The sequence below is a fragment of the Thermus sp. KWY1 genome, from assembly GCF_057547025.1.
This window is the reverse complement of the sequence record NZ_BAAJPG010000010.1, coordinates 46,062-58,244: the sequence shown is the minus strand read 5'-3', so window position 1 is coordinate 58,244 and position 12,183 is coordinate 46,062. Positions and strand designations below refer to the sequence as shown.

At 62.7% G+C, this 12,183-nt stretch carries 8 protein-coding genes; 7 read left to right on the top strand and 1 reads right to left on the bottom strand.

What is annotated here, in order from left to right:
- The first annotated feature begins 63 nt into the window (after positions 1–63).
- From AC27GT_RS02735 to AC27GT_RS02705, 7 genes are all read left to right on the top strand, one after another.
- Complete coding sequence (locus tag AC27GT_RS02735; RefSeq protein ID WP_253269358.1) at positions 64–3,015, top strand: ATP-binding protein; 2,952 nt, start codon at positions 64–66, stop codon at positions 3,013–3,015.
- A 144-nt stretch (positions 3,016–3,159) separates the two neighbouring features.
- Entirely contained in the window at positions 3,160–4,224 is a 1,065-nt protein-coding gene (locus tag AC27GT_RS02730) for a class I SAM-dependent methyltransferase (protein ID WP_487223510.1), read from the top strand.
- 351 nt (positions 4,225–4,575) lie between these two features.
- Entirely contained in the window at positions 4,576–4,992 is a 417-nt protein-coding gene (locus AC27GT_RS02725) for a DUF5602 domain-containing protein (RefSeq protein WP_253665539.1), read from the top strand.
- A gap of 68 nt (positions 4,993–5,060) precedes the next feature.
- Positions 5,061–5,513 (top strand): cupin domain-containing protein, encoded by a 453-nt coding sequence (locus tag AC27GT_RS02720; RefSeq protein WP_126218837.1) that lies wholly within the window; start codon positions 5,061–5,063, stop codon positions 5,511–5,513.
- 48 nt (positions 5,514–5,561) lie between these two features.
- The gene (locus tag AC27GT_RS02715; protein ID WP_172962553.1) at positions 5,562–6,035 is read left to right on the top strand and encodes a cupin domain-containing protein; all 474 of its coding nucleotides are present in this window, start codon (positions 5,562–5,564) and stop codon (positions 6,033–6,035) included.
- A 102-nt stretch (positions 6,036–6,137) separates the two neighbouring features.
- Positions 6,138–6,974 (top strand): class I SAM-dependent methyltransferase, encoded by an 837-nt coding sequence (locus AC27GT_RS02710; RefSeq protein ID WP_216640908.1) that lies wholly within the window; start codon positions 6,138–6,140, stop codon positions 6,972–6,974.
- A 297-nt stretch (positions 6,975–7,271) separates the two neighbouring features.
- On the top strand, positions 7,272–9,854 hold the full coding sequence (locus AC27GT_RS02705; protein ID WP_487223509.1) for a hypothetical protein: 2,583 nt from the start codon (positions 7,272–7,274) through the stop codon (positions 9,852–9,854).
- A gap of 53 nt (positions 9,855–9,907) precedes the next feature.
- Here the strand turns inward: AC27GT_RS02705 and secD are convergent, their stop codons facing one another.
- Entirely contained in the window at positions 9,908–12,115 is a 2,208-nt protein-coding gene (gene secD, locus AC27GT_RS02700) for a protein translocase subunit SecD (protein ID WP_038030585.1), read from the bottom strand.
- Between the last annotated feature and the right edge of the window lie 68 nt (positions 12,116–12,183).

Sequence of the window (12,183 nt, the reverse complement as noted above, 5' to 3'; positions counted from 1 at the left end):
ATGTTACACGGGCGTTACACGCACGGGGGGGCGGGTCTATACTGGGGGGAATCAAGGGGGAAGATGGCCAAGTCCCACCTCCGCTTGTTGGGAAGGGCTACCCTGGGGCTAGGGGAGTCTTGGATACCTTTGGAGCGCAAGGTGGCGGGGGTGCTGGCGTACTTGGCCCTCGAGGGCCCCACGCCCCGTTCCAAGCTCGCGGGCCTGCTTTGGCCGGAAACCCATGAGCGGGCTGCCCGCAACAACCTGGTCCAGTCCCTGCGGAGGCTCCGCAGGGCGGTGGGCGGGTATGAGGCCGTAAGGGGTGAAGGAACCCTCCAGCTTGCGGAGGACTTGGAAGCCGATGTTACCCGGCTTATCTTGTCCACCCTACAGGGGAAATACGCCGAGGCGGTGGACCTCGAGGGCGAGTTAATAGGGGGCTACGATTACGACGACTGTCCCGACTTTGCCGACTGGCTTCAGGCCGAGCGGGAGCACCTATCTGGCCTATGGCGGGAGGCTTTGGAATCCGAGGCGAGGCGCCTGGAGGAGGAGGGTGAGCTGCGCAAGGCTTTAGCCCTGGCCCTGCGCCTTGCGGAGGCGGACCCCTTCTCGGAGGAGCACCTTCGCCGGGTGATGCGCCTTTACTACCTCCGGGGCGACCGGGGAGCGGCCATGTCCGCCTACCATCACGGCCGGGAGCGGCTTAAGCGGGAGCTGGGAGTGGATCCCCTACCCGAAACCCAGGCCCTGGTTCAGGTCATCGAGCGGGGAGCCGTTCTGCCTGGGGCAGGTGGGCGGCTAAGGCGGGAGATCCCTCTTGTCCTTTGGCAACCCCCGGTGCTGGTGGGCCGCGAGCAGGCCTTGGTCCAGATAGAGGAAGCCTGGGAAGCGGGGAAGCTGGTGTTTATTGCCGGTGAACCAGGTATAGGCAAGACGCGGCTTCTGCGGGACTTTGCTAGCCGAAAGGGTTCCTACGTCTGGATGTCAGCCCTACCGGGGGATAAGGGCACGCCCTTCGCCTTTTATGCCCGCGCTTTGCGGGAAGCTTTTGGGGAGTCTCCCGGGCTGCGCTTGCCTTCTTGGGTGCGGCGGGAGTTAAGCCGTATCCTTCCCGACCTCTTTCCTCTGGACCCACTTCCCTGGAGGGATCCTGCCGACCGCATCCGTCTCTTTGCCGCCATGGCCGAGGCGGTGGGGGAGCTCCGGAGGCAAGCGGGGGTTTTGGTGATGGACGATTTGCAGTACCTGGATGCGGCAAGTGCCGAGGCGTGGGCCTACATGCTTTCGAAGCTTGCCCTTGATGCTTCCGGCCCTCGCCACTACCTCGGCGCCTACCGCCAGGGGGAGCTTTCAGCTGAAGCGCAGGCTACTGTGGATGGGTTGGTGCAGGCGGGGTTGGCGGTGCGGATCCTCCTCGATCCCCTTCAGCCCGGTGATGTGGAAGCGCTTTTGGCCTCCTTGGAGCTTCCAAACCTATCGCCTACGGAGCTTGCACCTGCCCTTTTCCGCTATACCGGGGGCATTCCCTTTTTCCTTCTGGAAACCCTGCGTGTGCTTTGGGAGCTGGGGGAGGGGCCAGAGGCGCCCGGTCATCTTCCAACCTCCCAGCGGGCCAGGGAGCAGGTGGCGCGCTGCTTGGGGCTCCTTTCCCCGGCAGCCCTGCGCCTGGCACAGGTGGCAGCCATCTTAGGGGAAGACCTGAGCCTGGAGTTGGCTGCCGGTGTTCTTGAGTGCGCTCCCCTGGAGCTGGCCCGGCCGTGGGCTGAGCTCGAGGCCGCCCAGATTTTGCGGCAAGGGCGCTTCGCCCACGACCTCCTCCTGGAGGCGGTTAAGGAACGCATCCCTGTTCCCCTGCAAGCCCACTTGCACCGCCAGGTGGCCCGGGCCCTCGAGGAGGCCGGGGCCCATCCTGCCCGCATCGCCCAGCACTGGTTGGAGGGAGGCAGGGAAGAGGTGGCTGCTCGTTTTTGGCTGGCTGCTGGACGGGATTATCAGGCACGGGCCCTCTATGCCGAAGCCAGGGCCATGCTGGAGAAGGCTCTTAGTCACAGCCAAGATCGGCGAAGCGATCTGGAGGGAGCTACACGGGTTGAAGCCCAGCTCCTTCTTGCCGACATCTGCCGTGAGGAGCGGCGTTATGGTGAGGCGGATGCCTTGTTGGCGGATCTACTGGACGGTTCCTTACCCCTCAGGGTGCGGGTAGAGGCCCTGCGGGCTAGGGCCTACCTCGCCATTGGCGATCCCCTTCGTGCGGCAGGCTACGCCCGAAAGGCCTACCTTCTGGCGCACAAGATAGAGGACGAGGAGCTTTTGCACCTGACCCGAACCGCCTACGCTGCGGTCCTGTGGGGATTGGGTAAGGTTGGTGAGGCCATACACCTCCTGGAGCCAGAACTGGCCTTGGACCATCCCGATGCCCGCCACCGCATCCGCATCCTGGCCTATCTGGGGGCGCTCTACGCCCATAGGGGCCGTTTTAGGGAGGCTTACGCCCTTTTGGAGGAGGGTTTCCACCTGGCTCAGGGGCAGGATCCCTACTGGCGGGTCCTGGTGGCGGCCTTTCTGGTGGGGGCCGACGTGGAGCGGGGTGAGCCCCTGGCCCACTGGGAACTGGCTCAGGCTACTCGGGCTCTGGGGCCCTTCGACGTGAGCGAGTACCTGGCGTTGGTGATGGCCCGGGCTTGTCTGGAGGCTCACGAGCCGCGGTTGGCGCTGGAGCTTCTCGCTGAACGTCCGGGTGCGCACCTGGGGCGGGCCTATGCCTGCTTGGGCCTGGCGTATACCTGCCAGGCTCTCCTGGCTTTGGACGATAAGGAGGCTGCCCGGCAGGCCTTGATGGAAGCCCTAGCCGTGGCCGAGGACCTAGAGGGAGCTCCGCGGGCTCTGGTCCAGGTGGCGGTGGCGGCCTTGCGGCTTGGGGAACCGGTGGCGCAGGCGCTCTTGGAGCGGATTTCCCCGGAAACCCTAAGCCCTGCAGACCGCAGGAGCCTCGAGGGGGTCGGCCTTGGCTTCGGCATGTACCTGCCCTGAACCGCCCGAACCTGTCATCCTCCAGTCATCCAGGCCTTTCTAGGCTGGTCTTACCTGGCTGACTTCACCGCTGGGTAACGGTGTGGGGAAGAAAAGGGTTGGGTGCAGGTGTGTTTGTTCGGCAACCGATTTCGGAGGTGGACAATGAACGAAGCGATGGATCAATCGAAGGCAGAGGCTTTTGCCGGGAGGATGGTGACAATGCTCAATGACGCATTCTTGGGAATGCTGGTGAGCATCGGGCATCAGACCCGCCTCTTCGACACCATGGCCAAAATGCCGGCGGCAACCAGCGACGCCATTGCGCAAGCCGCTGGGCTTCAGGAGCGCTACGTGCGGGAATGGTTAGGGGGCATGGTTGTGGGGCAGATCGTTTCGTATGACCCGATCAGCAAGACCTACGCACTTCCTCCCGAACACGCCGCTTTCCTCACGCGATCCGCCGGCGCGAACAATCTCGCCTTTTTCACACAGTACATCCGGCTACTTTCCGTCGTTGAGGGGGACGTTATCCGTGCCTTCAAGGAAGGCGGAGGCGTTGGCTATGAGAAGTATCCCGACTTTCAACGGCTTCAGGCTGAGGAGAGCGAAGCCTTGTACGACACGGCGTTGGTGGAGGTGATCTTGCCCTTGGCAGAGGGGATAGTGGGGCGCTTGCGTTCCGGCATTGACGTGATCGATATAGGGACCGGACAGGGGCATGCCGTCAACGTGATGGCCCGTGCGTTTCCTAACAGCCGTTTTGTGGGCGTGGATTTTTCGGCTGAGGGCATCGAGGCTGCACGCACCGAGGCGGCTAGTTGGAAGCTCCCGAACGTGCGCTTTGAGGTCGCTGACATCGCCGCTGGGTTGCCAGGGGAGTTCGATCTCGTGACTGCCTTTGACGTCATTCACGATCTTGCCAAGCCCAAGGTCGTTCTGACCAACATCTCCCGTGCCCTGCGTCCGGAAGGCGTTTTCCTGATGATGGATATGGCGGCTTCCAGCCACTTGGAAGAGAACCTCGATCACCCGTTCGGACCTGCGCTGTACGGGGTATCGCTTATGCACTGCATGACGGTCTCACTGGCCCAAGGTGGCGAAGGACTGGGAACCATGTGGGGGGAACAAATGGCGCAGGAATATTTGAAAGAGGCTGGATTCTCCAGCATCCAAGTCCATCATCTGGAAGGCGACCCGATGCACGCCTTTTACGTCACGCGGCTTTGACTTAACTAGATTGGTGGGCTTATAACACAGGCAGTTGACTCGCTTCGAAAGGAAAGCGGGGCGTAGGGTGTTGGGTAGCCCCTCGCATACTGGGAATGTCCCAAACTGTTTACCAAAAAGAGCGGCAGTAGGAGCACCCGCTTTCTTACATAACCACGGCCCTAAGAGTTTCTTGTTGGTTTTGGTCGTTCGCACAATGGTGGATCAGAAGGGGAGAAGGGGAGAAGGGGAGATGGAGAGGAGCTACGGCAGAGGAAACTTACCTAACTGAACCTGTCATCCTCCAGTCATCCGGGACCCTCTAGCCTAACCGTACCTGGTTGGGTTCACCGCTGGGTCAGGAGGAGCGCGATGAAGAAGCGGGACGTTTTCGTACTAGGGATTGTAGCGTTGGGGTTTTTGGTCGGGGTTTTGGCCCAGCAGGCTGGGGAAAAGGCCAAACGTCTGGGGTTGCCGGAGGGTACAGTCCAGCTTACCCCCTGTGTACCGGGCATGGGCGAGCACTGGGCTAAGCCCTCGGACCTTCCCTTTGGCCCCATCTACGGGGTCATGGGGGAGAAGGTGGTGTTCGTGGAGATCATGGTTTCCCAGACTGACTTCGCCGCTGGCAAGTCCTGGACCGAGGTACTGCGGCCCCTAAAGGGGTATGCCATCGACCATGTGGACATGGAGTTTCTGCCCAAGGGCCACGAGGGCTACGAGGTACCCCACTACGACATCCACGCCTACTTCGTATCCCACACGGACCATACGAAGTACTGCCCATGAGGAGGATTTAGACAGGCTCTCTGATCGAGGGGCGGGCTATCCGCCCCTTTGGTGCCTAAGGAGGAAGTATGCAGGCTCTTTGGTTCTTCAACACCTTGGTGCGGGTGTGGGTTTCGGAGGTGGAGGGCCAGGATGGCCTCTCCGTCCTGGAGCACTGGGCTCCCTATGGGGATTCGCTCCCCTTGCACATCCACCACACCGAGGACGAGGTCGTCATCGTCCTGGAAGGCGAAGTTCGCTTTTTGGTGGGGGATACCTCCCGGCGTGTTTTACCCTTTCAGGAAATCCTGGCCCCCAAGGGGGTGCCCCACACCTACCGGGTGGAGTCCCCCGAGGGGGCCCGCTGGGTCACGGTCACCGCCCACCGGGACTTTGAGCGCTTTGTGCGGGCCATGAGCCGGCCAGCGGAGCGGGAGGCATTGCCTTCTCCCACCGGCCCACCTAGTCCCGGAGAAATGGAGCGGGTTACGAAGATTGCCCAGACCTATGGCATCGAGTTCGTGGGGCCGCCCTTGGGATGAGGAGGTGAGAGGTGAAACAACGCTAATCGGATTGGGTAGGGGAAACGGTTGAACATTCAGATCTACTCTCAAGAAGGGAACGAAATCGTGCCAGGGAACATCCAAAAGATCAGAGGCAAGAGCTCTGATACCTCAGACGAGGTAGGGCAACTATTTGAGAAGGTTAAGATCGAGGTCCTCACGGTCAGGGGATTTACAGTCTACTGGGAAACCCTTGAGCTTGGCTGGCAGTGGTCCAAGCATGCCAGGCCAATCGTTGGTGACGATGGCTGCCAGCGGTTCCATGTGAAGATCTTTCTTGCACGACGGCAACAGGTGCGGATGGATGATCGCACCGAGATGGAATTCGGTCCGGCGGACGTGGCGGCCATCCATTCTGGGCATGATGCTTGGGTGGTTGAACGTGTTGATCGAGCTGGCGGACGTCGTAAGGCGACAAGAATGAGCCTTGTCCGGCGTCCCCGACGCAAGGGGGACAAGACTTGGCTGAGAATTCTGAAACTGCTTTCAGCAAGAAGTTAATTTTATGCACGTCGAAAAACACGTGCTTGGACCCGACGCATTCCGTTACTCACTGCATGAGCGAAGCCCGGAGTATGAGGCAGTCCAACGAAGGAGGGGACTATGAGAATCCCGAGGAAAGTCAACAAGTCTGTTCAGGCGCACTACACTCGCTCTGATCTGAGCAGTTTTGTCCTCACCGCACTCGAGAAAGCAGGAAAGAATTTGAAGCAACTCACGCCAGAAGACTTGGCACCCATTGATGAATTTCACATTCGCGGTCGGGCAGCAACGCTGGAGCTTGCTCAGGCTACAGGGGTCGACTCCTCGAAACATGTACTTGACATAGGAAGCGGAATTGGAGGTACATCGCGGTGTCTTGCCTGGGAATACGGGTGCCGTGTTACTGGCATCGACCTGACCGACGAGTACTGTCGTACCGCCGCTATGCTTGCGGACCTAATGGGTCTTTCCGAGCTTGTCAGCTACCGCCAAGGCGACGCGACAAGCCTGCCTTTTCCGGACGCTTCGTTTGACATCGTATGGACAGAGCATGTTGCCATGAACATCCCGGACAAACCGAAACTGTACCGGGAGATGTACCGCGTTCTCAAGCCGGGTGGTATGCTCGCGATCTACGACGTGCTCGCCGGAGATGCTGGCCCAGTGATTTTCCCAGTCCCTTGGGCGCGTACCCCGGAATCGAGCTTTCTCTTGACGCCCAATGAATTGCGCAACTTGCTCATGGAGGCTGGGTTTAACATCGCAGCTTGGTCCGATCCAACCCAGGCCGCACGTGCCTGGTTTGTCGCTCTAGAAGAAGAGATCCGCAAAGAGGGATTGCCGCCGCTCGGTTTCCATGTACTTCTCGGGCCCGATTTTCAGGTTATGGCGCGGAACCAGCGCCGCAATTTAGAGGAAGGACGAATTGTTCTGGCACAGGTGGTCGCCCAAAAATAAAACTGCCTAGCTGCGGTTCGTGGTGGGTGCTAGCGTTGCACCCTACGTGCGCAACCCCATGTTTAGCGCAAAGCTCACAGCAATTGCCCTGTCGGGTAGGTTGGTTCCGAGGTGGGCCAGTTGTGCGCGTTTGTTGGAGTGTCAGCAGCTTAACTTGAAGCTGCTATTCGGCGTAGAGGTGCCGGAGCCTTTCCATGTCTTGGGAAGTGGGAGGTGGGTTTCTATGAAGGGCACCCGAGGGTTTAGGTTATCGGGTGAACCCTTGCATCTTAAGCGGGTCCCGGGGAAGATAAGGCCGTGCCCTACCCGGTGCCCGCCTCGAGGCTCCTGCCCCCTCGCACGGCCAAGGAGGTGCGGCGGGACCGCCCTCGGCGCCTGGTGGAGGAAGCCTTCCGCCAGAGCCCCGGGGTGGTCCTGGCGGCGGGGGCGGGGTACGGGAAGACCAGCCTGGCCTCGGAGTTTTCCGGGGTCTACGTGGCCCTGGCGGAGGAGGCCAAGGACCCTGCGGTTTTCCTGTGGCACCTTCTGGCTGCCTACCAAGGCCGGGCCGAGCTTCAGAGGGTGGCGGAGCTTTTGGAGGCAGGGGCTTGGCCCAGGGCCTTGGAGGCCTTTTTGGGTGCCCTGGAGCCCTTAGGTTTCCACCTCCTGGTGCTGGATGAGGTCCACCGGGCGGAAAGCCCCGGGGTGCTCAAGGTGGTGCAGGGCCTGGTCCGGCTTCCCGGCCTAAGGCTCTTGCTTCTCTCACGGAAGGCCACACCCTTTGCCTTCCTCACGGTACTTTCCGAGCGGGAGCTGGCGTTTGATCCCGAGGAGGCCTGCCAGCTTGCCAAGGCGCTGGCCCCGGAACTTCCAGCCTTTGAAGTGGAACGAGCCCTTTCCCTGGTGAGGGGGTGGCCCCTGGGCTTACGGGTGGTCCTGTTGGCCATGCGCCGGGGCCTGAAGCCGGAGCTGGCGCTGGAAACCGCCGAGGGGCTATTGGCTTACCTGGCCTATGGCCTTCCCGAGGAAGTTCTGCGGGAGGCCTCGAGGCTGGCCCTTTTGGGGGAGGTCCCAGAGGCGGAAGGCCAAGCCCTCTTGCCCTATGCCGAGGACCTGCTTCTGGAGAGGCGGGAGGGCAAGCTCTGGTTCCATCCCCTGGTGCGTGGTGCCCTGAAAACCCTCCTTCCCGAGGCGGAAGCCCGGGGGCTCCTCACCAAGGCGGCGGAGGAGGCCTTGGACCGCGGGGAGGGGATCCGGGCAGCCGGGTTCCTCCTGGAGGCGGGAAGGCTCGGCCACGTGGCGGATCTCCTGGTGCAGGAGGGATTTTCCTGGTTGGCGCGCGGTTTCACCTACAGCGTGTTGCGCCTTTTGGCCCACCTACCGGAAGCCTTGCGCCAAGGGCGGCGCGCCCTCGACCTGTTGGAGGCTGAGGCCTTGCGCCAGGCTGGGCGCTACCAGGAAGCGGAGGCCGCTTACCAGAAGGCCCTTAGGGCGGGAGAGACCCGGGCCTACTTGGGTCTGGCCCGGCTGTTCCTGGACACCGTGGAACCGGCTCGAGGGCGTCCTTACCTGGAGGAGGCCTCGAGGTTGTTTCCCGAGGAAGCCAGGCTTCTCCTGGCGGAGAACCTTCTCAACGAGGGCCGTGTAGCGGAGGCGGAAGCCTTGGGGTTCTCCGGGCCAAGGCTTCTCCTGAGGCAGGGGAGGCCCAAAGAGGCCCTGGCCCGCCTCAGGGAAAGCGGGGACCCCGGCCTGCACCGGCCGCCGCAGAACCATCGGGAGAGTACCCTTCTCCGGTCCCTTTTGGAGTGCGTGGCAGGGGATGCGGAGGAGGGCCTCCGGTGGGCGGAGCGGGGGCTTTGGGAGGCTGAGGTGCTGGGGAGTCCTTTCGGCATGAGCCTGGCCCAGGCCAGGAGGGGGCATGCCCTTCTGGTTTTGGAACGCTTGGAGGAGGCCAAGGCGGCCTACCAGGCCGCCTTGGCCATGGCGGAAGGGGGTCCAGCGCGGCTTAAGGTGGAAGCCCTGGGGGGTCTGGCTGCCCTGGGGGATGAGGAGGCCTACAGGGAAATGGTCCGCCTGACCCGGACCGCCGGGGATCTTTGGGTGGAAGGCTTCCTCACCCTTATGGTGGCGTTGGCTTGGCTTCGGCGGGGCGAGGTTTTTTCCTTGCCCACCCTGCCCCTTTTGGACCCTTTCCTTCAGGCTGTGGCCGAGGCTTACCCGTTTGGGGATGGATGGGAAGACCTTTTGCGGGTTTACCCCTTCCTGGCCCACCGGACGCTTTTCTCACCCCCGGTTGCCCGGGTACGCCGGGCCCTTTGGCGACTTGGCCGCCTTCCCGTTCCCTACCATCCCGGGGTGCGGGTGGAGATACGGGTCCTCGGGGGATTTGAGGTGCGGGTGGAGGGACGGCCTGTGCGGTTCCGCCGGGATAAGGCCCGGCTTCTTTTGGCCCTTCTGGTGGCCGCCCAATGGGAAAAGGAGGATCTCCTCGAGGCCCTGTCGGTTTCCCCAGGGGAGTTCAGGGTGCTGTGGTGGGAGGTGGTCAACGCCCTGGAGCCCGACCGGCCCAGAGGGGCCAGGCCCTACTTCCTGCGCCAGAAGCCCTATGGCCTCTTCCGCCAGGCGCCGGAGCTATACCTGGACCTGGAGGATCCCAAGGCACCCCCCGCCCCGCCCTTCCTGGGGCTGGACCATCCTTTTCTGGATGAGGTTTCCAGGGCCTACCTGGAGGAGCGGCGGAGAGAGCTTTTGCAAAGCCCTAGGCTCGAGGACTGGCTTTTGGCCTTGCGCCTGGATCCCCTGGATGAGAAGGTCCTGAAGAGGCTTTGCGGCACCCCCGCCCAGGAAGAGGCCCTCCGCCTTCGGCAGAGGGCCCTGGAGGAGCTGGGTCTTAAGGCGTAAGGCCCACCCCCCGGGATCCCGGGGGGTGGGCGCTGGGTTCTCTTCCGAGGACCCTATGTGGCTTTCTTGGCCTGGCGTTGCCGCAACTCTTTCCAGAACACCACCATGGCGCTCACCACGTAGATGGAGCTGTAAGTGCCCACGAAGATGCCCACGAAGATGGCCAGGGAGAAGTCCCTGAGGACGCTTCCTCCCAGGAAGAGGAGGGCGACGATGGGCAAGAGGGTGGTGAGGCTGGTCATCACCGTGCGGGAGAGGGTCTGGTTGATGGAGCGGTTCACCATCTCCCGGTAGGGGATGCCCCGCATGAGCTTCTGGTTTTCCCGGATGCGGTCTGAAACCACGATGGAGTCGTTGATGGAGTAGCCCACGATGGTGAGGAGGGCGGCGATGGTGGGGATGGAGAACTCCAGGCCCAAGAGGCTGTACATCCCCGCCACGATGGCCACGTCATGGGCCACGGCGATGACGCTGGCCACCCCGAAGGTCCAGTCAAAGCGGAAGGCCACGTAGAGGAGGATTAGGCCAAGGCCCACCAAGACCGCCATCACCGCATTGCGCCGAAGTTCGGAACCGATGGCCGGACCCACGGTCTCCGAGGTGAGGACGCTGGCCTTTAGCTCCGCGGTGAAGAGCCGCTCCAGCTCCAGACGCTTGGCATCGGAAAGGGGTGGGAGCTTAAGGGAAAACTCCCGGAAATCGGCGGTGGGAGCCTGCACCTGGGTGATGACCGCTTCCTTGGCGGGGAAGCCCCTGGCTTCCAGGAAGCGCCTTAGGGTGTCCACGCCCACCTCGGGCCCCGTGCGCAGGGTGTACGCCGTACCCCCGGTGAAGTCGATGGAGTAGTTGAAGCCCTTGGTAAAGACCACCCCCGCTGCCAGGACGGCTAGGAGCAGGGTGGCCACGGTGATGAAGCGGGCCGGGCCCATGAAGTTGAACCTGGGGTCCACCAGCCACATGGGGGGGCGGACCTCCCCGCGCTCGGCCATGCGCTCCAGAAGGTAGCGGCTGAAAACCAGGTTGGAGAAGACGCTGGCCACCACTCCGATGGCCAGAACAACTGCAAATCCCCGAACGGGCCCGGTGGCGTACTGGTAAAGGGCGGCAGCCGCCAGCAAATGAGCGGCGTTCACGTCCAGGATGGTTAGGGTGGAGTGTTTGAAACCCTCGGGGATGGCCTGGCGGAACTTCTTCCCGGCCCTGAGCTCCTCCTTGATGCGCTCGAAGGAAAGCACGTTCCCGTCCACCGCAGCCCCCAGGGTGAGGACCAAGCCGGCGATGCCGGGGAGGGTCAGGGTGGCCCCGAGGCCCGAAAGGAGCCCCAGGATAAGAACGGAGGTGTAGATGAGGCCCAAGGAAGCCACCAGACCTAGGCTTGGGCCGTAGTAGGCGAAGATGAGGAGGAAGATGGCTAGGGTGCCGATGAGGGCCGAGCGGATGCCGGCTTGGATGGCATCCTGACCCAGGGTGGGACCGATGGCCCGTATCTCCGCCACTTCCAGGGGAACGGGCAATGCCCCCGAACGCAACACCAGGGCGATCTCGCTGGCCTCCTCGAGGCCCGATAGCCCCTCGATCACCGCCTGGCCCCCGGTGATGGCCTGACGGATCACGGGGGCGGTGTAGACCTTGCCGTCCAGGACGATGGCCAGCTGCTTGCCCACGTTGGCCCGGGTCACCTCCTCAAACTTCTTGGCCCCTTCCGGGGTAAAGGTGAGGGCCACCTGGGGGCGGCCGAACTGGTCAAAAACCGCCCGGGCGTCGGCCAGGTCCGCTCCCGTGAGAAGGGCCGGGCCCAGGTCCTCGGGCTTGATGAGGTCCTTTTCCAGGTCTTCCCGCTTAAGCCTGGGGTTTTCCCTGAGGGCCTGGTTGATCTGGGCCACGGTGGTGCCGGTGGCCCCTTCCTTGAGGATGCGGAACTCCAGCACCGCCCGCTGGCCGATGAGCTTAAGGGCCCGGTCCTGGTCCGCCTGGGAAAGGCCGGGCAACTCCACCACGATGCGCTTTTGTCCCTGGATCTGGATCAGGGGTTCCGCCACCCCCAGGGCGTTGATGCGGTTTTCCAAGACGGTGCGCGCCTTTTCCAGGTCGTCGGGGGTGGGGTTTTCCACGGCGGCCTCGAGGACAATGCGAAGACCTCCTTTAAGGTCAAGTCCCAGCTTGACCTTGGGTTCCCCGGGGGCCCAGGGCTTCCAGACCATGAGGAGGGCCAGGAGGAAAAGGCCCAGGAGGAGAAGTCCGTTGAGAAGCTTGCGGTTCATACTCTTCACCTTTTGGGGCACGCAGGTGCCCGATTCGCTAGCAGAAGGGCTTAAAGCCGTATACCAGA

Bases quoted from the DNA above. Each gene is read 5' to 3' on its own strand.
- AC27GT_RS02735 (WP_253269358.1), top strand. From the start codon at position 64: ATGGCCAAGTCCCACCTCCGCTTGTTGGGAAGGGCTACCCTGGGGCTA.
- secD (WP_038030585.1), bottom strand. From the start codon at position 12,115: ATGAACCGCAAGCTTCTCAACGGACTTCTCCTCCTGGGCCTTTTCCTC.
- AC27GT_RS02725 (WP_253665539.1), top strand. From the start codon at position 4,576: ATGAAGAAGCGGGACGTTTTCGTACTAGGGATTGTAGCGTTGGGGTTT.
- AC27GT_RS02710 (WP_216640908.1), top strand. From the start codon at position 6,138: ATGAGAATCCCGAGGAAAGTCAACAAGTCTGTTCAGGCGCACTACACT.
- AC27GT_RS02720 (WP_126218837.1), top strand. From the start codon at position 5,061: ATGCAGGCTCTTTGGTTCTTCAACACCTTGGTGCGGGTGTGGGTTTCG.
- AC27GT_RS02730 (WP_487223510.1), top strand. From the start codon at position 3,160: ATGAACGAAGCGATGGATCAATCGAAGGCAGAGGCTTTTGCCGGGAGG.